We start from the raw sequence: 22,535 nt of genomic DNA on the forward strand, positions 1-22,535 counted from the left end.
CATTTCCAAGACCATTGCCGTGGCCATTAATAAGCATATGCCAAAATAATAATATTAAAATTAAAATTTAACTTCTAAAAAACTTCCCTAATAACCTCATTTATAGTATCACACTCAACAACATCTAAAGTCTTGAATTTTCTCTTATCTACCTTACTCTTAGAAATATAAGCTTTTTTAAATCCTAATCTATCAAGTTCTAAAAGTCTTTTTTCAATTTCCGGAACACGCTTCAATTCACCTGTTAATCCAACTTCAGCAATAAATACGGTAGAATTATCTATACCTTTATTTTTTAATGATGAAACTATACTCATTATTATTGCTAAATTTACCGATTGCTCTGACAATTTTAATCCACCAGTAGTTTTTAATATTACATTTTTATCGTATAAGTTAATACCTGATCTTTGTTCGAGAATTGAAATTAAGGTATTAAGTTGGTCTTTTCTTAAACTATCACCTATTCTTATTGGATATGGTGTAAATGAATGTGACACCAATGATTCAACCTCTACAGTTATAATTCTTGAACCTTCTTTTATAACTGAAATAGCTGAACCCTCTACAGGGTGTTTTCTCGGCGTTATAAAATATTCTGAAGGATTTTGAACTTCTTTAAGTCCTCCTTCTTCCATATTAAATAAGCCAATTTCTCCAGTATATCCAAAACGATTTTTAGTCGTTCTTAAAACTCTCAATTGTGAATCTGATTCTGATTCTAAAATCAAAACAGTATCAACTAAATGCTCTAAAGTCATCAAACCAGCCATTTCTCCTGACTTCGTCATATGACCTATCATTATTGCTGCTCTAGGTTTTTCAGCATTTTTACAAATATTTACTAATTCATTAGCACATTCTATTGTCTGAGTTGGAGTTCCTGGACGTTGTGTATATTGTTCTAATCCTAAAGTTTGAATAGAATCTAAAAATATTACATCGGGGTCAACCTCTTCTATTTCATGAAGTGCTATATCCATTGAGTTTGTTGAAATTATAAAAATATCCTCAGGGATATCATCCATAATTCTCATTGCACGATTTTTAATTTGTGATTCTGATTCTTCCCCAGAAATATATAAAATTTTGTGATTATCTTTTGCTAAATAATATGCAATTTCTAGCAATAATGTTGACTTTCCGGCACCTGGTTTTGCTGTTAAAATAGACACACTGTCCTTAACTATCCCACCACCAATGGTCCTATCAAATTCATTAATATTAGTTAGAAATCTCTCTGAAACATCGACTTTTATCGAATTTAACCTATTTGATTTTTTATAGATTTTTTTTGAACTTAAACTTTGTGACTTTGACTTTTTTTCAACTACTTCTTCTACTAAACTGTCCCAAGCACCACAGCTTGGACATTTCCCAGTCCAAGCTATTTGCTCTTCACCACAGTTTGTACATTTAAAAACTGTTTTTAATTTCATATTACTTTCCTAATTCATTTATTGAAATTTTTGAATTTCTTAAAATAATTGAGATTTTTTTGTTCTTTGAAATGCCTGATTCCAATATTTTTTGAGCAATTAAATCTTCAATTTCTGTTTTAATCGCTCTATCTAACGGTCTAGCACCATAAGCATCATCAAATCCAACTTCAGCAATTTTTTCAACTACTTTATCAGTATATTTAGCTTCATATCCCATTTCTGAAATTCTATCAATTAATCCATCTAATTTTAATTTCACTATCTCTTTAATATTTTCCTTATTTAATCTATTAAATACGATAATATCATCAATTCTATTTAGAAATTCAGGTTTAAACAAATTCTTAAGTGCATTATTAACTATTTCTTTAGTGTGTTCATAATCTCTCTTAGATTTCATTTCTTCTGATTCAAAACCAATTGTATTTCTCTTAGAAAGTTGAGAAGCCCCGGCATTTGAAGTCATTATGATTATTGTATTTGTAAAATCTACTTCTCTTCCTTGAGAATCAGATAATCTACCCTCATCAAGAATCTGTAATAAAATATTGAAAATATCAGGATGAGCCTTTTCAATTTCATCAAATAATATAACCGAATATGGATTAGTTCTAACTTTTTCTGTAAGTTGTCCCCCTTCATCGTATCCAACATATCCCGGAGGAGAACCAATAAGTTTAGAAACTGCATGTTTTTCCATGTATTCACTCATATCTATTCTTATTAAACTATTTTCATTTTCAAATATTTCTTCAGCTAATTGTTTTGCTAAATAAGTTTTTCCCACACCTGTTGGTCCAACAAATATAAACGTACCTATTGGACTATCCTTATCCTTAAGTCCAACCCTAGCTCTTTTAATAGCTTTTGAAACTTTTTCAACAGCATCATCTTGTCCAATCACCGTACCTTTTAGATTTTTATCAAGATCTCTATATCTTTCATTTTCTTCTTTTGTAAGTTTTGTTACAGGTACTTTAGCCCATTCTGAAATTATTGAACGAATTTTCTCTACAGTGATTTCTGATGTGTATTGTATTTCATCAGACTCTTCTTCTTTTTGATTAAATTCCATAATTTTCAATTCAACTTCATTTATCTTATCTCTAATAAAGGCTGCTTTTTCATAATTTTGTATATTTACAGCTTCTTCTTTTTGTTTATTTAATTCAGCGTATTCATCTTGTAATTTTTTTAGTTCTTCAGGAATCTTAAATGAATCAACTTTTAGATTAGAAGATGCTTCATCAATAACATCTATAGCCTTGTCAGGTAAGAATCTGTCAACTAAATATCTATCTGATAATTTTACAGCTTCTTCAATAATTTCATCAGTTATTTTAATTCTATGAAATTTTTCATAATATTTTTTAATTCCCTTAATAATTTCAATTGTTTCTTCAACAGAAGGCTCCTCTATTTGAATTGGTTGTAATCTCCTTTCAAGTGCAGCTTCTTTTTCAATAAACATTCTGTATTCATCTACTGTAGTTGCACCAATTATCTTTAACTCTCCTTTTGTCAAATATGGCTTCATAATATTTGAAGCATCAAGTGATCCCTCTGATGAACCAGCTCCAACAATAGTATGAATTTCATCTATAAATATTATTACATTTTCTAAAGACGTAACTTCTTTCAAAGTATCAGAAATTCTTTTTTCAAAATCTCCACGATACTTAGTACCAGCTACCATTTGGGCCATATCTAAAGCTATAATTCTCATACCTTTCATAATATCAGGAACATCATTTTGAGCTATCTTTTTTGCTAATCCTTCAACAATAGCTGTTTTACCTACACCAGGTTCTCCAATAAGTATCGGATTATTCTTAGTACGTCTTGTAAGCACTTGAATAATTCTATTTATTTCTTTATCTCTACCTATAACTCCATCTATTTTAGCTAGAGCCTTTTCAACTAAATCTTGCCCATATTTAGATAAATTTGGAGTTTTTGTTAATTGAGAAGATTTAAGCTTATTTGTCATATAATAATCCAAAATCATGTAAACCTGTTGAGGATTTACATTTGTATCTACCAACATTTCTTTTGCTAAAGTATCGGAAACTAAAAGATTGATTAATAATAATTCTTCAAGAGTATTATCTTTATTTCCTCTCTTTTTTTGTAATAATACATCATCCATTATATCTTTAAGTTCTTGTGTTGTACCTATGATTTTACTCGATTCTTCCCTATTTAATCTATTTTTCAAATATTCATTTAATAAAATATAATCCGCTCCTGCCGTGCTTAAAGCCTTGGATTCCAATCCACCAGTCTTCATAAGCGCAAGTAATGCATGTTCTGTACCGATATATTTAGATTTTAAGACCGTAGCTTCGTCAACAAGTTTTTGCATTAGTTCTCTAAAATTCATTATTTATTAACCTCTTTTTGTAATTGTCTAATTATCATTATTTTCTTATTGATTTCTCTCATTTCATCTCTAGATGTTGCAGCTGCTAAATAATCTTCTTTTTGTAAATGTAACTTTAACTCTTCTTTTTTCTTTTCAGCTGCGTGTTTCAACATTCTTATTTCTCTAGCTTGCTTTAATTCATCCTTTACATTAATATTTTCTTTGGATTTTTTATTTGTTTCATCATAAAGATTGTCTTTTTCTCTTTTTTTAGTATTTCTAAAATATGTTTGAGAATTATCCGATAATCCCTTAAATATATCATTCAAATCTCCATTAAACCTTGAAAAATCTATTCCTGAATTTTCAAAATTCATTTCAGTCACATCAAAGTTTTCCGGATTCAAATTGTTCATATCAAAGTTTTCATCATTTATAGCTTCACTTATAAATTTTTCAAATTCATCTTTATTATCCTTGAAAAACTTAAACATTTTCTTTTGAATTTCTTCTGGATCAATTTCTCCATTTTCATCACTCAATGAATCCACCATATTTTTTAATTGTTCTTGGTAACAATCATTGCATATGCTTATTTTTTTCATTTTTCCATTAATCATCATGAAAACTTCCATATCAGCATCATTACCACAATTAAAACATTGCATAATTACCTCCTAATCTCTCACTAGAGCTAATAATATATTTTTAAATATACTTGCTCTAACTAAACTTCTGTCATTTACTTCTATATGTCTAAGTGCATTATCATCCAAACTATGCTGAATAATACGTGCTTCTTTAATAGTTAAAATATCTTCTTGAACAAGCCCTCTAAGTATATGTAAAACTTTGTCCAGTGTTATAGTCTTATCTATAGTTCCATTTAATATCTTATTTATTAACTGCTCTTCTGTCATTTCTAGCTTTATAATTTTTATATACCCTCTTCCACCTCTTCTACTTTCCACATAATATCCTTTATATGGTGTAAATCGAGTCGTAAGTACATAATTTATTTGAGAAGGTGCACAATTAAACCTTTCAGCTAATTCATTTCGTCCTATTTCAATAAACTCTTTCTCAGTATCATTCATCATATCAAGTAAAAATTTTTCTATCTGTGTTGTTAATCCCATTTTGTCCTTCTTTGACTTTAATTCAAAAAAATATAATAATTTATTTAAAATAATTTTACCATCTTTTACCTTTGTTGTAAAGTTTTTTAATATCTTAAAAATATTTGAAAATATCATTAAAATACTACATTTTATTTTTTTTTGATATATAATTAAGACAAACATTAAAATTATTTAATAAATAGCTATTTTTTTATTCAATTTACAGCTATTGTGATTAGGATCACATTTTAATAAATAATTAAATGTTATAATATAGATAAATAAATAACAAGGAGGAATTGCATGACAATTTGGGACAAATTTTTGGGTGAAAAATGGAAAAAAGAAATAAATGTTAGAGATTTCATTCAAAACAACTATACAGAATATAAGGGTGATGATACATTCTTAGCAGGTCCTACAGAAGCTACAACAAAATTATGGGCTCAAGTAATGGACTTATTCAAACAAGAAAGAGAAAATGGTGGCGTGTTAGATATGGATACAAGTATCATATCAACAATTACATCACACGGGCCAGGATACTTAAATAAAGAACTAGAAACAATCGTAGGTTTCCAAACAGATAAACCGTTAAAAAGATCATTCCAACCATTTGGTGGTATTAGAGTAAGTGAATCATCATGTGAATCATATGGTTATACTCCAGATCCAGAAGTACATAAAATTTTCACAGAATACAGAAAAACACATAACCAAGGGGTATTTGATGTTTATACTCCTGAAATGAGAGCTATCAGAAAATCCGGTGTTGTTACAGGTTTACCAGATGCTTATGGTAGAGGTAGAATTATAGGTGACTATAGAAGAGTAGCTTTATATGGTATTGACAAATTAATTGAAGACAAATTAAACCAAATCGATTCAGTATCTCCTATCATGTCAGAATACAACATTAGACTAAGAGAAGAATTAAGAGATCAGGTTACATCATTAAAAGAATTAAAAGAATTAGGTCAAATTTACGGATATGACATTTCTAAACCAGCTCAAAATGCTAAAGAAGCTATCCAATGGTTATACTTTGGCTACTTAGCAGCAATCAAACAACAAAACGGAGCTGCAATGAGTTTAGGTAGAACATCAACATTCTTAGATATCTATATTGAACACGATTTGAAAGAAGGTATAATCACAGAAGAAGAAGCTCAAGAAATGATTGACCACTTCATCATGAAATTAAGAATGGTTAAATTTGCAAGAACTCCTGAATATAATGATTTATTCTCAGGTGATCCAACATGGGTAACAGAATCATTAGCAGGTGTTGGTTTAGATGGAAGATCATTAGTAACAAAAAACTCTTTCAGATATTTACACACATTAACAAACCTAGGTACATCACCAGAACCAAACTTGACAGTATTATGGTCAGTACATCTACCAGAAAACTTCAAGAGATTCTGTGCTAAGATGTCAATTGATACATCATCAATCCAATACGAAAATGATGATATCATGAGACAAACTCACGGTGATGACTATGCTATTGCATGTTGTGTATCATCAATGAGAGTTGGTAAAGAAATGCAATTCTTTGGTGCTAGAGCAAACTTAGCAAAATGTCTATTATACGCTATAAATGGTGGTGTTGACGAAAAATTATTAAAACAAATTGGGCCAAAATATAGACCAATAACATCAGAATATTTAGACTTCGATGAAGTAAAAGAAAAATTTGAAGATATGATGGAATGGTTAGCTGGTATCTATGTAAATACATTAAATGTAATCCATTACATGCATGATAAATACGCTTATGAAAGTGTACAAATGGCTTTACATGATAGAGATGTTAAGAGATACTTTGCAACAGGTATCGCCGGATTATCAGTAGTTGCAGACTCATTGTCAGCTATTAAATATGCAAAAGTTAAAACAATTAGAAATGAAGAAGGAATCGTAGTTGACTATGAAATAGAAGGTGATTTCCCTAAATATGGTAACAACGATGATAGAGCTGATGAATTAGCAGTATACGCTGTACAATCATTTATGGCAAAAGTAAGAAAACATCCAACTTACAGAGATGGTGTACCTACAACATCAATCTTAACAATTACATCAAATGTTGTATATGGTAAGAAAACCGGTAATACACCAGATGGTAGAAGATTAGGTCAACCATTTGCACCAGGTGCTAACCCAATGCACGGAAGAGATACATCAGGAGCTTTAGCTTCATTATCATCAGTAGCAAAAATTCCTTATAAGGATGCCCAGGACGGTATTAGTAATACATTCTCAATCATTCCGGGTGCTTTAGGTAAAGATAACAAAGTATTTGCCGGTGAAATAGACTTAGACGAATTAGATATAGATATTGATTTAGAAAGTTTAGATTTAGAAAGAGTAACTGATACTTGTGTAGGCAACGCATGTAGCATTCCTACATTAAAAAATATTAATCCTGATGAAGGAAAATAATAAGTAGATTATATTTATATAAAAAAGGAGAAAAATCATGGCAAACAAAACACAAATAGATAACCTAGTATCAATGTTAGACGGATATGTAGAAAAAGGTGGTCACCACTTAAACGTTAACGTATTTAATAAAGAAACATTATTAGATGCTCAAGCTCACCCAGAAAAATATCCTCAATTAACAGTTAGAGTTTCAGGATATGCTGTAAACTTTACAAAATTAACAAAAGAACAACAAGACGACGTAATCGCAAGAACATTCCACAGAGGACTATAATATGAATCTAGATACCGTTGGATATATACACTCTAAAGAAACTTTCGGTACAGTGGATGGTCCAGGTGTCAGATATGTATTATTTTTACAAGGATGTCCGATGAGATGTCTTTACTGCCACAATCCGGATACATGGGCTTCGTTTGGTGGTAAAGAAATGACTGTAAAAGAAGTTTTAGATGATTACGAAAGTTATCGCCCATTCTTAAAAGATGGTGGTATAACATTATCAGGAGGAGAATCTCTGGTACAAATGGATTTTGTGTTGGATCTTTTTGAAGCTTGTCAAGCTAGAAATATTCATACCTGTCTAGATACATGCGGAATTACATTTAGAGATAATAATCCTGAACTTTTGAAGAAATTTGAAAAATTAATGGAAGTTACCGATATAGTAATGTTAGATATTAAACATGTAAATCCTAGACAACACAAAGTATTAACAGGACATTCAAATGAAAATATTATTAAATTCTTAAAATTTATGGATGATCATAATATGAATATTTGGATTAGACACGTTATTGTTCCTAGAATTACATTTAATAAAAATTTCCTATATCAAACAGGTGAATTACTTGGTAATTATGACAACATAACAGCAATTGACGTGCTTCCCTATCACACAATGGGGGTAGATAAGTATAAAGAATTAGGTTTTAAATATCCATTAGATGGAGTTCCTTCTTTAAGTAATCAAGATGCTGAAATTGCAAAAAAAATAATTCTTATGGGAAGAAGAGATACAAGAAAAAAACTTGGTAAAATTTCCAAATAATATGGTAATATATTCTTAAGAGGGATTTATGAAATATTTAAAAGAATTATTTAAACAAGGAAAATTAAATTATAAAAAAATTCCTCTTCTTGACTCATTGTCAGAAGAGGAATTTTTACGTATAAGATCAGATTTCTATGTTATAGAATATAACAAAGGCGAAACTATATTTAGATCTTTTGATCCGGCAGATAAAATGTACATAATTTTAGATGGCGAAATGAAAATATCTAAAATTATGTCAGATGGAAAAGAACAAATTTTATACATCTATGAACCAGGAGATTTTGTAGGTGGACATAATATTTTATCAGGCGACAGATACGAATATAATGCTTATGCCTTAAATAAAACTACAGTTTTAACTATTTCTTCTTATGATGTGAACAATGTATTAAAGCATAATATAAAATTTATAACTAAAGTATTAGAACAATCATATGAAAGAATAAGAAAAGCTGAAGATTTAATTGATAGACTTTCTGTTATTAGTACTGATGTTAGAGTAGCAAAACTTTTAAGAACATTAGTAAACTTATATGGTCACGGCACTGATAAAGGTATCTTAATAAAATATAATGTTACTCAAGAAGAGCTTGGTTCCCTAGCGGGGGTTTCAAGAGAAACTATGAGTAGAAAATTAAATCAATTTGAAGAAGAAGGCATATTAAAATTAATTTCAAGAGGAAAAATTTTAATAAAAGACTACGAAAAAATTGAGAATATATTAATCTAAAACTATATTAAGTAACAAAATAAAAGATATTACAGAATATATAATAAATTTTAATAAAACACATAGAAAGGCCTCAGATCTTAATATCTGGGGCTTGTTTTGGATATAATATTGATATGAGTGGATAATTTTTGTTTATCAATATATTACTGAATATGATATATTGATAATTTTAAAAATTGCTTCTACCTTCAATAAAAAATCCTCCTGATTAAGTTTATATTACCTTAATCAGAAAGATTTTCATACACAAAATTTATTACAGTCTCCATTTTCTATAGTTTAAGATTTGTTTTCTATATATCTTAAATCATTAACTCTATCTATTATAAACTTTCCATCCTCAAAATTTCTCCATTTGTTTCAATCACTTTTTTAAACCAATAAAAAGAATCCTTTTTATATCTATCATAACTTCCTCTCCCCTTATCATCTGCATCAACATAAATAAATCCATATCTTTTACTCATTTGTGATGTTCCACAACTAACTAAATCTATACATCCCCAAACTGTATATCCTAATACTTCTACACCTGAATCTATTGCATTTAAAAGTTCAACTAAGTGCTTTTTAATATAATCTATTCTATAATAATCGTGAACTTTTTTATTATCTGTAAGTTCATCATTAGCTCCTAATCCATTTTCACAAACAAAAATTGGTAACTGATACCTATCATACAATTTTTCAACAGATATTCTTAACCCTATAGGATCAATTGGCCAATCCCATTGAGATAGTTCTAGGTATTCATTTTTTATAGGACTATCAAATGTTCCGGCTATTTCATCAGCATCTTCCCTAAATTCGGCTACATGAGACATATAATAACTTATTGCAACGTAATCAACTTTTCCTTGATATAAAACTTCTTTATCTTCTTCTGTAATTTCAACATTTATATTATGTTTTTTAAAGTAATTTAAAATATATCTTGGATAATAACCTCTTACTTGAACATCAGGATAAAACATATTTAATTGATTTGCTTTATGTGCCTGTAATTGATCTAATGGTTTTGTTGTCCTTGCATATGACTCAATTTGATTAATCATACATCCTATAATTGCATTCGGCATAATCTCATGAGCTAATTTAACTGCTTTTGCACTGGCTAAAAATTGATTGTGAACAGCTTTATAAGCAGCTTCAACCTTATTTTCTACCCTATCAGAAAATATGCCGGCTCCTGTATACAAGCTATTAAGACTCATGTTAATTTCATTAAAAGTAATCCAATATTTTACTTTGTTTTTATATCTTTCAAAAATTACTCTCGCATATTTTTCAAAAAATCCGATTAAATCTCTACTTAGCCAGCCATTATAATGTTCTGTTAAATAAATAGGCATTTCATAGTGTGACATAGTTACTAATGGTTCAATTCCATATTTTTTCAATTCATCAATTACATTATCATAAAACTTTAACCCTTCTTCATTTGGATTATCTTCAATTCCTGTTGGAAATATTCTTGCCCATGAAATCGATAATCTAAAAATTTTAAATCCCATTTCAGCAAATAATTTTATATCTTCCTTATATCTATGATAAAAATCTATTCCTCTTCTTTTTGGAAAATTGTATTGATTTGGATTTTCATAATACTGCTTATATTCTTCCGATGTTACATTAAAAGTAAAATTATCTACTTTACCATTAATATACGGATCTTTATAAGCTGCAAAATCTGAAGTGGAAAGACCCTTTCCCCCTTCATTATATGCTCCCTCAATTTGATTTGCAGCAGTTGAACCACCTATTAAAAATTCTTTTGGAAAATTATTTAACATTTTTATCTCCTTTTCTATTTAAAATATTTTTCTTAAAACTAAACTATCTTTATTTACAAATTTATCTTCCGGTATACAAATATCAATATCTTCAACATTTGTCACCGCCATTATTATTGTATCTTCCTTACAATTTTTTCTTAAAAAATCTAGATTTATATAAGCTAATAAATCCCCCCTTTTAACTTCGTCCCCCTCTTTAACATTTAGGTCAAATGGCTCTCCTCCTAATTTAACAGTATCTACACCAATATGAATTAAAAGTTCCAACCCATTTTTAGTACTTATTCCTATAGCATGCTTGGTATCCGCAATCATAGTTATTACCCCATCAACCGGTGCAAATAACTTACCATCTAATGGTTTAATCGCAACTGAAGGTCCCAATATTTGTTTTGAAAAAATATCGTCATTTACTTTTAATACATCTATCGACTTTCCATTTTCTAACGGAGAATAAATTAACTCATCTTTTTCAACTATTTTACTTTCCACTATTTCATCATTTTTATTATCAGATTTCATAAAAATATATGAAAGAATAAATGATAAAACAAACGAAACTACTGATGCTATAAAAACACCTAATAAACTAACTCTATTTTGAGGATTATAATATGTTGGTATACTTAAAATACTTGGCATTGCAAAGGAAAAAGCTCTTATACCTAAAAAATTTCCCAATCCTCCAGCTATCCCTGAAGCTATTAGAGCTGCAACTAAAGGTTTTTTCTTCGGTATCACTATCCCATATAACGCAGGTTCAGTAATTCCTAAAAATGCTGTTATACCTGTTGATGCACATGCTGACTTTATCTTTTTATTATTAGTTACAAAAAACACTGCCATCACCGCTCCAGCTATTGCTAAAGTTTGCAAATAGAATAAAGGTAAAATAACGTCACTTCCTGTTTCAGATAAATTATTTAACATTATAGGAAATAGTGATTGATGCATTCCTGCCATAACTATTAATGGTAATAATCCACCAATTACAATACTGGCAATAACTCCATTAAAATTAAATATAGCATTGATTATTTTAGCTAAATATGAACCTAGATAACTTCCCAACGGTGCAAGAAATGCTAATGTCAATAATAACGTAATAATTATTGTTAATAACGGAGAAAATATTGTCCTTAAATTTTCCGGTATAATTTTTTCAAAAAATTTATGCACATATTTTAATAGTAATACTCCAAATATTATAGGAAATACTGTAGTAGCATAAGACATAACCGGTATACTTAAACTAAAAACATAAAGAAACTTCGCCTGACTTTGTAAACCATTAATTAAAGTAGGATACATCAAGCCTCCTGCTACCATTATCGCTAACATTTCATTAGTTTTTATAACTCTAGCCGATGTTACCGCTAAGAAAAATGGCAAAAAATAAAATACAGAATCAGCTATTATATTTAAGAAAATTGCTATATCTGTTTGAGGACTAATCCAATTTGCCATCATTAATAATGTAATTATACTCTTTAACATCCCTCCTGCTATAAGTGCAGGTAAAACCGGAACAAAGATTCCTCTTAAAAAGTCCACAACTCTCGTAGATATATCTTTATTTTCTAAAGTTGAATTTGATTTATCAATCTTTGAATTATCTAAAACCCTTTCAAAGTCTTGAAAAATTTCATTTACTTTTGCTCCTATAACGACCTGCAACTCATTTCCCTTATATTGTACTTTTTGAACTAAGTCATTTTTTTCAATATTTTTCATATCAACTTTAGACTTATCTTTTACATTTATCCTCAATCTAGTAATACATTTATAATAATCAATAATATTTTCTTCTCCTCCGATATACTTCAATATATCTTTGGATAATTTTTCATATTTCATTTTTCCTCCCTATTAAAAAAACCATACAAAGAAACCTATATCCTTAGTATGGTCTAGCCAACTTAATGTAACTCCCTAAATAATTCTATTTAAATAAATTAATAAATATGTTTTTTCAGCATTATCAATATCTTTATCATATTTTTTAGACAAGTAATTAGTTATTAAATAACATATTTCCACCACTTTCTTAGGTGATTTTTCTAAAAGATGCCCATACAAATCCAAGTTTTGCTTTTCTTGATAATCCTCCTTTCCCTTTAAGCGATTAAGTAAAAATCTTAAGTGAACAATAAATCTGGAATAATCCAAGCCTTTTTTATTCAATTTCTTTTTTGACTTATACTCAATAATATTAATAATTGTATTTATTTCCTCCAAATCATTCATCGTTTCCGACATGGATTTGATAGATTGATTATTTATAAAATGAAGAGTAATACTTGTAACTTCATTTTTAGAAATCTTTTTAGATTTTCTAAACTTATTAAATTCATCTATAAACCACTTAGATAAACTATATTCATCAGGGTTTGTTCTCTTAACTATCCATCTCATAGGATGTTCAAATTCCATTAAATTTGTATCTAAACTATTTTCTATATGATCCGCCAAAGATATAATCATACTTGAATTAAAATTTTTTCCAGTCTTATCTTCAATAGAAGATACTAGTTTTTTTACCAATATTAAATCTTCTATATTTATAGAATTTAAAAGTTCCAAATTCATTTTTTTCATTTCTTCATTACTAAAATTAAAAACTGTATCAATTTTATCCTGTTGTATAAAATCACCTTCTTTTTTAGCAAATCCGATTCCTTTGCCTATGGCAATTACCTGTCTTTCATTAAGTTTTGCTAAAACTATATTATTATTGAAAGACTTAATAAGCTCCATTTATTACCTCCTATAAAACAAAAAACGTAATCACTATCTTTTAGTGATTACGCTCTTTCGATAACGCTCTTGTTTGTTAAAACAATCATATCATATCTATATAAAATTAGCAAATGTTTTCTAATATTTTTATTTATTTGCTTCTTCTATAATTTTATTTGCCTGTTCTTTAGGAACTTGTTCATATCTTACAAATTCCATTTCAAATGAACCTCTACCTTGTGTCATTGAACGTAGGTCTATTGCGTATTCAAATAATTCTGCGTAAGGTGCTTCTGCTATGATTACTTGGGTACCATCTTCTTGTGGTTCCATTCCAAGTATTCTACCTCTCTTCTTATTAATATTCCCCATTACATCACCTAAATATTCCTCAGGAATTGTTGTTTCTAATTTCATAATAGGTTCTAATAATACCGGATTTGCCTTTTTCATACCTTCTTTAAACGCAATAGCTGCTGCCAATTTAAATGCCATTTCATTTGAATCAACCGGATGATATGAACCGTCATATAATGTAGCTTTTATACCTACTACTGGATATCCTGCTAAAATACCTTTTTCTAAAGATTCTTCTAGCCCTTTTTCAACAGCAGGGAAGTAATTTTTAGGAACAGCTCCACCAAATACTTCTTCTGTGAATTCAAAACCATCTTCAATTGGTTCAAACTTAATAAATACATCACCATATTGTCCGGCACCACCAGATTGTTTTTTGTGTTTACCCTGAACATCACTCTTTCCGGTAATTGTTTCTCTATATGGAATTCTCAAAGGTATTCTTTCTGTTTCTACACCATATTTATTTTTTAATTTATCTAATACAATTTGTAATTGAACATTGCCAACACCTGAAATTGTCAATTGTTTTGTTTCATTGTTTCTTTCAAATACAAAGCTTGTATCTTCTTCTTGTAATTTAAGCAACGCATGACCAATCTTATCTTCATCTTTCTTTGTCTTTGGAACAATAGCATATGTCAATGAAGCTTGAGGTTGTTTCAATGTTTTATAAACTATAACATTATTTTTATCCGCTAGTGTGTCTCCTGTTTCAGTTTCTTCTAATTTTGTAAATGCCCCTATATCCCCTGCAACTACTTGATCTACTTCTATTTGTTTCTTACCTTCCATTCTGAATAAACCGGCTGATTTTTCATCTATTTTTCTTGTTGCATTATAGATAGAATCATTTTTTGTGATTTTACCGGATAAGACCTTAAATAGGGAAATTCTGCCTACAAATGGATCCATGTATGTCTTAAATACATAAGCTGAAAATGGTTGATCTTCATCAACAGGTCTATTTTCCCCTTCAAGAGCTCTAAATCCTATATGTGCTTTTTTATTATTTGGTGCTGGCATATAATATGAAATAATATTTAATAATTCGTCAATACCATATCCCTCTGTTGCAGAACCTACTATTAACGGAACTACGCTACCAGCAATCATTGCATTAGTAATACCTTTCGCAAATTCCTCTGTAGTAAAATTGATTCCTTCAAAGAATTTTTCCATTAGGCTATCATCTGTAAGTGCTACTATTTCGGCTAATTGATTATATACTTCTTCAACTTCTAACATACGAATTTCCGGAATCATTGCTTTTTCCCTATCAAATCCATTGTATGTATAAGCTTCTTTTTTCATTACATCAATAAGCCCTTTAAAATCTTTACCCGCTCCCGGATGAGCCCCATCTCCTAATGTCAAAACTAAAGGAGTAACCTTTTTCCCAAACTGTGTATGCAAATTTGCAACTACTTCATTGAAATTTACATCTTCTTTGTCAATTTTATTTACAAAAATAATTCTTGGTAATCCAATTTTTTCACAATATTTCCAATATTTTTCAGTACCAACTTCAATACCTGCTTGAGCATCTAAAACAAATAATGCTGCTTCACTAGCTTTTAGTGCGGATTTTACTTGTCCTTCAAAATCAAAATATCCTGGAGCGTCGATTAGATTAATTTTTGTATCATTCCATTCTAAACTTGAAACTGATAAACTTATAGAAGCTTTTCTTTCAATCTCTTCTTTATCAAAATCTGAAACTGTATTCCCAGAATTGATATTTCCTAATTTTCCTATTGTGCCGGATTTAAAAAGCATTGCTTCTGTTAATGATGTTTTACCACTTCCACTGTGTCCAACTAAGGCTAAATTTCTAATTCTACCTGTATTATAGTTCTTCATAATACCTCCATTTAATTTATTTCTTATGTCTTTTATTATATACCAAATGAAAACGTCTAGCAACTTTTTTGTGTCTTTTCGACAAATAACACAATTTAATTGTAATTTTAGGTATAAGCTTAGTTTTGATATTAAATAAAATATATAAATTTTAAAATTAAATATAAATAAAAGTTTGCTGCCACTATTTCTCAACCTTCGGTCTGTAGAGGTGGCTGTGCAAACTTTTATTTTGTCACTGAATATTTTGCAATTTTTCTATTTATTTTATAAACTTATTAAATATAAATTTAATTAAAAATATTATTGGAACTATTAATAATAATAAAAATAATCCATAAATAACTTCATAAATTCCTAATAATTTCAAGAAGAAAAATTTAGGGAAAAATACAAAAGATCCTATTAATCCAATAGCACAAGCTATAAATATTATTAAACTAAACATATCTACGGGTTTCATAGCTCTCGCTAGGACAATTAATCCCAATCCTGATAATATCATTACAGAAACGGTATTTTGTTTCCCATAATCTAATCCAACTATTGGTCCCAAATAGTAGTGTAATAATACGATTATTGTTGCAGTTAATCCGGCAGGGATAGCTTCTCCCATTACTTTTTTCAAGAAATTACCAGTAACTCTTTCCTTATTAGCTCTAAGTGCAAGAAAAAATGCCGGAGTTCCAATTGTAAATGTACTTAATAGTGTAAATTGTATTGGAAATAGAGGGAATCTATCCTTTAAGAATACAAATAATATTGCTAAAAGTGCAGAATATACCGTCTTAGTTAAAAATAATCTTGCAACTCTTTCAACATTATTTATAATTCTTCTACCTTCATAAACCGCATCAATCATTGCCGCTAAATTATTTTCTACTAAAACAATATCCGAACTTACCTTTGCAGCCTCACTCCCTTGTGCCATGGCAACACTACAATCAGCTTTTTTAAGTGCCGGCACATCATTTACCCCATCACCTGTCATTGCAACAATATGACCATTTTTTTGCAAGGCTTCTAAAATAGCTTGTTTCTTGAATGGTGTAACTCTACCAAATAACTGATTTTCTTCAACAAGCTTTGATAGATCTTCTTTATCATCAATTTTACTCATATCAACTTGATTAATTAAATTATCAACACCCGCTCTCTTCGCAATAGCATTAACAGTTTTTGGGCTATCCCCTGAAATTATCTTAATATCAACCCCCTGCTTATAGAAATATTCCAATGTCCTTTGAGCATTTTCTCTAAGTTCATCTTCAATCTCAAAAAATGCAATAGCTTTTACATCTTCTGATAATTTCATATCCTCTCCTGGAATTGTATCACTATGTGCAACAACTAAAACTCTAAGACCTTTATTTGTTAATTCATCAATTTGAGAAGAATATATTTTTTGTTCGTCTTCATTAAGTACAAATTCCGGTGCTCCAAATATCCAGGTTCCTTCTGTTTTAGAATTTACTCCTGACCACTTTTTATCAGAAGAAAAAGCATAAACTTTATCAAATTCAAATTTTTTAGATATTTCTTCTAAAGGTAAATAACTCTTTATAGCATTAGCAGTTGCATTATTATCATCTAATTTGAAAAATGCCTGTGAAATTATATCTTTAAGCTTTCTATCATCTTTTGAGGAATCAAACTTTCCTGCATTTATTAAGTATAAATTTGAAACTTTCATATTTCCACTTGTTATGGTTCCTGTTTTATCTAGGCACAATGTGTCTATTCTTGCTAATGTTTCTATGGAGCTCATGTCATTCAATAATATTTTTGATTTTGATAATCTAATAACTCCAACTGCAAATGCAATGGAAGTAAGTAAAACTAAACCTTCAGGGATCATTCCTACTAAAGCTGCAACAGTTGAAACTACTATAGGTTTAAAATCATTCATTCCCAATCTTATTAATTTACTAGATATTAATGCAATCCCTACTATCAATATTACCCAAATTAAAATCTTTACTATAAAATTTAATGATTTCATAATTTGTGAACGAGATTTTTTTACTTGCTTTGCTTCACTCAAAATTTTAGATGCAAATGTATCATTGCCCACTTTTGTTACTTCAACAACAGCCTTTCCGGATAATACAAAACTTCCAGCTAATAACTCATCATTTTTTAATTTATTTATAGCATTAGATTCACCTGTTAAAAGAGACTCATCCATTTGTAAATATTCTGTATCTATAACCTTTGCATCAACATTTAACTGTTCTCCTGCACTTATAATCAAATAATCTCCTAATACAATCTCTTCAGGAGAGATATTTTTCTTTTGTCCATCCCTTATAACTACAACATCTTCTTGAGTAATTAAAGTAAGTTTTTCAACCGCATTTCTAGCCCTTATCTCTTGATAAAGCCCTATAAAAGTATTTATTATTATAAGATTAAAAAATAATCCATTTTTAATATATTGCCAATCTCCTATAGAAACTCCAATTATTACTAAAAGTAGTATAAAATTTAATATATTAAATAATGTAAAAATATGACTAAATACTATCTCTTTATTTGATTTACTCTTAACTTTTCCATTATTATTCCCTAATCCTTCAGCTAATCTTTGTTCAACTTCAACACTATCCAAGCCCTTAAACTTTTTTTCTTCCATTATACCTCCAGAAACTTAACCTATATTAAATTATATACAATTTAACTAATTTTTTCTCTTACAATTGTGTAATATTATTCTTTAATTTACTAATCATGAGGGATTAAAAAATTTCAATTCCTTCATTCTATGATGTAAGAATCCTCCATTAAACCCACATCTATAATATAAATCAAAATAATTTGATAAGTGAGGTTCAAAATATGATATACTTGAATGCTTATTAATTGTATTGGCTACTAAAATATGTCTATCAAAACTTCCTGCCAATACTGATACAATATCATTATTTACAACAAAATGTGTAGATTTTCCTTCTATCGTTAATTGATCTGATAATTTTCTGTATTCTTCAGGTCTGGAAATCATAGGTGCATTAAATGTATAAGATTGTTGAAATCCTGTATATCCTATTTTACGTGCTTCCGAAGCAGCTATTTGTGCAAGGTAACCTCCTAAAGAGTGACCTACTATATATAAATTCTTCACATCATTATCCTTTAAATACTGAATTAACAATGTAGCATCAGATGCTTGAGGATTCCAAGCCCCTAAATATAGTAAAGCATCCGTAAAGTAATCTTTATATCCTTCTGTCCCCCTTAAAACTAAAACATTTACCTCTTCTCCATCCAAAAAAGGATACACTTTTTTAGTAGTAAATAAATATCCATCTAACCCACTACTTAAATGATATATTTCTCTACCTTTTTCACCAAAATTATATTTTCCTTTATTTGTTTGCGGCTTTTTCTTTATTTCCCAAAATTTTGACAATTCTGTATGTATAGTTTTATCATAATTATTTTTTATTTCATTTTCATTAGTATTTTCATTAAAAAGTTTATCTATATAATCTTCATCGTAATATGCCATTTTTTGAAACATAGCCATATCTCTTCTACTTATATTCCACTTCAACGGCTCTTTATCATCTTTATCAATTATTCCATCTCCATCACTATCTGGAATCAGTGGATGAGATTTATATTCTAAATATTTTTTACCGTTTTCTTCTTTTATAATCAATTCGTCTTTATCTTTTATACCATCATTATCATTGTCGGATATATTATCTACTAATACATTATTTTTAAATAATATAGAATCTACCATTCCATTTTTTAATCTAATTTTCCCTGTATAAATATCCTCTTGATCTTTACTGGTAATTACATTTTCTTTTTTTTCTTCTGCTCTGGCAATATTAAAACTTCCCAAAGCACTAAATATCATTCCTGTAGCTATTACACATAATAGTCCGTTCTTAATTTTTTTCATATAACCTCTTTTTAAATAATCTTTATAATTTATATTTTAATTATCAATATATTGATAACTCAAATTATATTTACTTGTAAAATAAATTACAATTACAAAAAAGTTATAATAATATCAAAAAAAACACATAAAATATACATTTTATTATATTTGCTGTTTATTTTGACTTAATTTAGCACCAACAATCATAATTAAAATAGACCATAAAATTAAAATTAATAAACTGAAAAGATAGCTGCCCCCTGACATATTCAACTTTGCAACTATTGAATTATCAGCTATATTATTTGCAAATAAATAATTAAATGGATTTAATAATTTTAAAATGTTTACGTTAATTATTTTTACTAATAATGCTCCTAAAGCACAAATCCCTATAACTGATGAAATTATAAATGTTTTACTTTTTGTAAATATTGAAATTAATGTAGCTATTGAAGATAAAAATAATCCTTGTAATCCTATAACAACAAATAACCTAATCAAATATATGTAAATAGGCATAGTTGTAAATGTGTCTTTTGAGTTGTATTCCGTTGCATATTTTGCTTTTTCAAAAAATCTTAAATACTCTATCACAGGTTGATTAAAATCACCTATGCCTTCAAATAATATTCCCAACAAAATCACAAAAAACATTACAACTCCAAAAACTCCTATTATCACAATAAACTGCGATAAAACTTTTTGTATATGATACTTAAATTTATTAATAGGTTGAGTATATATCAAATTAAGCTGATTTCCATTTTCTTTTTCATAAACATATCCACCAAGTACCATAAATACAATTAAAATTAAAAATAATATATCTAAATTTTGATATTTTACCATTCTAAAAAAGCTGTATAGTCCGGCATTTGTAAGGTATTGCTCTCTTTTTAATATTTCTCTTTCAAATTCACCATTTACAAATTGTTCATACTCACTATGATTAAACGAATATCTAAGTATAGGTGAAACTCCATCTCTTATTGAGTTTTTATCTAATAATTTTGTCTCAATTATCCCTAATCTCATTGGCTTTTCAAACTTATATTCATAATGAGATTTGCCTTGTTTATCAAAATAATAAGTTGACTTTTCTAATTGAGCATTATAAAATTCTTTGATTTTCCCCGATTTATACGATGAAATTAACTTCTCTTGATTTTTTATTTTATTCTTAATTTGATCTATTTCTTTTTGAAAAACAATTTTTTCCATTTCATTTTTAGAATTTAATAAATTTTCTTCTGCATTTTTTAATTCTTTTTTTAAATCTGCTATGCTTCCCTTTTCACCTAAAATATAATTTGATTTATCATTAACTTCTTTTACATTAAAACCATATAGAGAAAATGCAAAAACTAAAGCAAATATCATATAAATTTGAAAACTACTAGTTTTAATCAACTTTCTTATCTCAAACTTAAAAATATTATAATTTTTTATATTAGCATTTCTAGTACTATCCCCAAATACAATATTTTTATTAAAAATTAAAACCGAAATGCCATATATCATAATCGCAAAAATCAAGAAAACTAAAAGATAAAATAAACTACTTTGATTAATATTATCAATGTAAGAATGTCCATTAATCTCCGTTATCTCTCTAAATTTTCCTATAATTGTTCGCACATGATCTAATGCGTAAATAGGATTAAATCTATTTTGTAAGTAACCTATATTTTCTGTTAAAGTATATCCCAATCCAAATACTACAATTAGTATTGATAATGCAACTTCCTTATTTTTCGACAATGTATTTATCATAATTATAAGTGAAGAAAATAGAGTTGTTATTATCATAAATGATAATACAATTAAAAAAATTAACTCATATCCCTTAATATATCTAATATCTACACCTTCATGATATACTCTGAAAATATCATAAAATCCACCAAGATGTATTCCTTGAACTGCACAAATTATCATCAAAAACAATAAAAAGCTTAAAACATATGTAGCAGAAATCAATATCATAGATAATAACTTTGAAAAAACTAATTTTCCTCTGCTAATCGGCTGTCCTTTTAATAAATTAACAGTCCCTTCATCTTTTTCCTTTGAGATTATTCCATAAAAAGCTAGGATTAAAAAGCAAATAAATGGCAATCCAAAAATTGTATAACTATTATATACAACTCTTCTCGCAAAATTAGTTGTCAATATCTGTTCAAAATATTTTGTAAACGGGATATTATTTTCATGATAATATTCTGCCTCAAAAATGCCATATTCGAATGTTTTCCTGTCATTTTCATCTTCAATCTTTATTTCATGCTCTTTTTGAAGTTTTTTTATTGATTCTAATTGACCATAATCTAATTTCTGTACAAATTTACCAACCTCATACATTTCCTTAAAAGATTTTTTCTCTAAATTTTTTAAGAAGTCTACAAGCCATGGATAATTTTGCCTACCATATTTATAATGATTTTTATTAAAAGTATCAAAAAATTTAGCAGAATTTTTTATTTTATATTTATTATCCATAACACTTCCATTAAAAATATGGGATGAACCGGCTTTACCATAAGAAGGATATTTAGAATCTAAATTATATGTGATATTGGATATGAAATTTACATATAAAGCCATAATTAAGGCAAATACTAATACTGATAATATGACATTTGACTTTATTATTTTTTTTATTTCAAAATTTAACATATTCCATCCCTCTTATCTAAAAATTTAGCCCTA

General features: G+C 28.3%; 15 protein-coding genes. 4 read left to right on the top strand and 11 right to left on the bottom strand.

Going from position 1 to position 22,535, the window contains the following annotated elements; translation table 11 throughout:
- Positions 1–74: 74 nt before the first annotated feature.
- From radA to ABGF45_RS01055, 4 genes are read right to left on the bottom strand one after another with little or no spacing between them, the layout of a single operon-like run.
- Entirely contained in the window at positions 75–1,439 is a 1,365-nt protein-coding gene (radA, locus tag ABGF45_RS01040; RefSeq protein ID WP_134743975.1) for a DNA repair protein RadA, read from the bottom strand.
- A gap of 1 nt (position 1,440) precedes the next feature.
- On the bottom strand, positions 1,441–3,825 hold the full coding sequence (locus ABGF45_RS01045) for an ATP-dependent Clp protease ATP-binding subunit (protein ID WP_134711371.1): 2,385 nt from the start codon (positions 3,823–3,825) through the stop codon (positions 1,441–1,443).
- Positions 3,825–4,475, bottom strand: coding sequence for a hypothetical protein (locus ABGF45_RS01050; RefSeq protein WP_134711370.1), 651 nt, complete (start codon positions 4,473–4,475; stop codon positions 3,825–3,827). The genes ABGF45_RS01045 and ABGF45_RS01050 overlap by 1 nt, the downstream gene beginning before the upstream one ends.
- Positions 4,476–4,484: 9 nt before the next feature.
- The gene (locus ABGF45_RS01055; RefSeq protein WP_245151246.1) at positions 4,485–5,063 is read right to left on the bottom strand and encodes a CtsR family transcriptional regulator; all 579 of its coding nucleotides are present in this window, start codon (positions 5,061–5,063) and stop codon (positions 4,485–4,487) included.
- A gap of 168 nt (positions 5,064–5,231) precedes the next feature.
- Here ABGF45_RS01055 and pflB point away from each other — a divergent pair, with 168 nt between their 5' ends.
- The 4 genes from pflB to ABGF45_RS01075 are packed head-to-tail and all read left to right on the top strand — an operon-like array spanning position 5,232 to position 9,167.
- Positions 5,232–7,376 carry a formate C-acetyltransferase gene (pflB, locus tag ABGF45_RS01060; RefSeq protein WP_134711369.1) on the top strand — a complete coding sequence of 715 codons (2,145 nt, stop codon included), beginning with the start codon at positions 5,232–5,234 and terminating at the stop codon, positions 7,374–7,376.
- 37 nt (positions 7,377–7,413) lie between these two features.
- Positions 7,414–7,653, top strand: coding sequence for an autonomous glycyl radical cofactor GrcA3 (grcA3, locus tag ABGF45_RS01065; protein WP_134711368.1), 240 nt, complete (start codon positions 7,414–7,416; stop codon positions 7,651–7,653).
- A gap of 1 nt (position 7,654) precedes the next feature.
- Positions 7,655–8,431 carry a pyruvate formate-lyase-activating protein gene (gene pflA / locus ABGF45_RS01070; protein ID WP_134711367.1) on the top strand — a complete coding sequence of 259 codons (777 nt, stop codon included), beginning with the start codon at positions 7,655–7,657 and terminating at the stop codon, positions 8,429–8,431.
- Positions 8,432–8,459: 28 nt separating this feature from the next.
- Positions 8,460–9,167, top strand: coding sequence for a Crp/Fnr family transcriptional regulator (locus ABGF45_RS01075; protein ID WP_408112740.1), 708 nt, complete (start codon positions 8,460–8,462; stop codon positions 9,165–9,167).
- 326 nt (positions 9,168–9,493) lie between these two features.
- On the opposite strand, the gene ABGF45_RS01080 is transcribed toward ABGF45_RS01075, so the two are convergent.
- The 7 genes from ABGF45_RS01080 to ABGF45_RS01110 all read right to left on the bottom strand — a co-directional run bounded on the left by ABGF45_RS01080 (position 9,494) and on the right by ABGF45_RS01110 (position 22,502).
- Positions 9,494–10,963, bottom strand: coding sequence for a glycoside hydrolase family 1 protein (locus ABGF45_RS01080; RefSeq protein WP_408112741.1), 1,470 nt, complete (start codon positions 10,961–10,963; stop codon positions 9,494–9,496).
- 18 nt (positions 10,964–10,981) lie between these two features.
- The gene (locus tag ABGF45_RS01085; protein ID WP_408112742.1) at positions 10,982–12,823 is read right to left on the bottom strand and encodes a glucose PTS transporter subunit IIA; all 1,842 of its coding nucleotides are present in this window, start codon (positions 12,821–12,823) and stop codon (positions 10,982–10,984) included.
- 75 nt (positions 12,824–12,898) lie between these two features.
- Positions 12,899–13,723 (bottom strand): PRD domain-containing protein, encoded by an 825-nt coding sequence (locus ABGF45_RS01090; protein ID WP_134711363.1) that lies wholly within the window; start codon positions 13,721–13,723, stop codon positions 12,899–12,901.
- Between the two features lie 129 nt (positions 13,724–13,852).
- The gene (gene fusA, locus ABGF45_RS01095) at positions 13,853–15,925 is read right to left on the bottom strand and encodes an elongation factor G (RefSeq protein ID WP_408125227.1); all 2,073 of its coding nucleotides are present in this window, start codon (positions 15,923–15,925) and stop codon (positions 13,853–13,855) included.
- A gap of 262 nt (positions 15,926–16,187) precedes the next feature.
- Positions 16,188–18,560, bottom strand: a complete 2,373-nt coding sequence (locus ABGF45_RS01100) for an HAD-IC family P-type ATPase (RefSeq protein WP_134711361.1) — start codon at positions 18,558–18,560, stop codon at positions 16,188–16,190.
- Positions 18,561–18,653: 93 nt separating this feature from the next.
- The gene (locus ABGF45_RS01105) at positions 18,654–19,841 is read right to left on the bottom strand and encodes a lipase family protein (RefSeq protein ID WP_134711360.1); all 1,188 of its coding nucleotides are present in this window, start codon (positions 19,839–19,841) and stop codon (positions 18,654–18,656) included.
- 144 nt (positions 19,842–19,985) lie between these two features.
- Positions 19,986–22,502 (bottom strand): ABC transporter permease subunit, encoded by a 2,517-nt coding sequence (locus ABGF45_RS01110; protein ID WP_134743977.1) that lies wholly within the window; start codon positions 22,500–22,502, stop codon positions 19,986–19,988.
- Positions 22,503–22,535: the final 33 nt, after the last annotated feature.

Source organism: Helcococcus sp. KG196 (genome assembly GCF_046035495.1).
Taxonomy (GTDB): Bacteria; Bacillota; Clostridia; order Tissierellales; family Peptoniphilaceae; genus Helcococcus; species Helcococcus ovis.

Excerpts from the sequence above, each read along its gene's own strand:
- ABGF45_RS01105 (WP_134711360.1), bottom strand. The coding sequence starts at position 19,841 with ATGAAAAAAATTAAGAACGGACTATTATGTGTAATAGCTACAGGAATG.
- radA (WP_134743975.1), bottom strand. The coding sequence starts at position 1,439 with ATGAAATTAAAAACAGTTTTTAAATGTACAAACTGTGGTGAAGAGCAA.
- ABGF45_RS01055 (WP_245151246.1), bottom strand. The coding sequence starts at position 5,063 with ATGATATTTTCAAATATTTTTAAGATATTAAAAAACTTTACAACAAAG.
- ABGF45_RS01110 (WP_134743977.1), bottom strand. The coding sequence starts at position 22,502 with ATGTTAAATTTTGAAATAAAAAAAATAATAAAGTCAAATGTCATATTA.
- fusA (WP_408125227.1), bottom strand. The coding sequence starts at position 15,925 with ATGAAGAACTATAATACAGGTAGAATTAGAAATTTAGCCTTAGTTGGA.
- ABGF45_RS01090 (WP_134711363.1), bottom strand. The coding sequence starts at position 13,723 with ATGGAGCTTATTAAGTCTTTCAATAATAATATAGTTTTAGCAAAACTT.
- ABGF45_RS01045 (WP_134711371.1), bottom strand. The coding sequence starts at position 3,825 with ATGAATTTTAGAGAACTAATGCAAAAACTTGTTGACGAAGCTACGGTC.
- ABGF45_RS01075 (WP_408112740.1), top strand. The coding sequence starts at position 8,460 with ATGAAATATTTAAAAGAATTATTTAAACAAGGAAAATTAAATTATAAA.
- ABGF45_RS01050 (WP_134711370.1), bottom strand. The coding sequence starts at position 4,475 with ATGCAATGTTTTAATTGTGGTAATGATGCTGATATGGAAGTTTTCATG.
- pflA (WP_134711367.1), top strand. The coding sequence starts at position 7,655 with ATGAATCTAGATACCGTTGGATATATACACTCTAAAGAAACTTTCGGT.
- ABGF45_RS01085 (WP_408112742.1), bottom strand. The coding sequence starts at position 12,823 with ATGAAATATGAAAAATTATCCAAAGATATATTGAAGTATATCGGAGGA.
- pflB (WP_134711369.1), top strand. The coding sequence starts at position 5,232 with ATGACAATTTGGGACAAATTTTTGGGTGAAAAATGGAAAAAAGAAATA.
- grcA3 (WP_134711368.1), top strand. The coding sequence starts at position 7,414 with ATGGCAAACAAAACACAAATAGATAACCTAGTATCAATGTTAGACGGA.
- ABGF45_RS01100 (WP_134711361.1), bottom strand. The coding sequence starts at position 18,560 with ATGGAAGAAAAAAAGTTTAAGGGCTTGGATAGTGTTGAAGTTGAACAA.
- ABGF45_RS01080 (WP_408112741.1), bottom strand. The coding sequence starts at position 10,963 with ATGTTAAATAATTTTCCAAAAGAATTTTTAATAGGTGGTTCAACTGCT.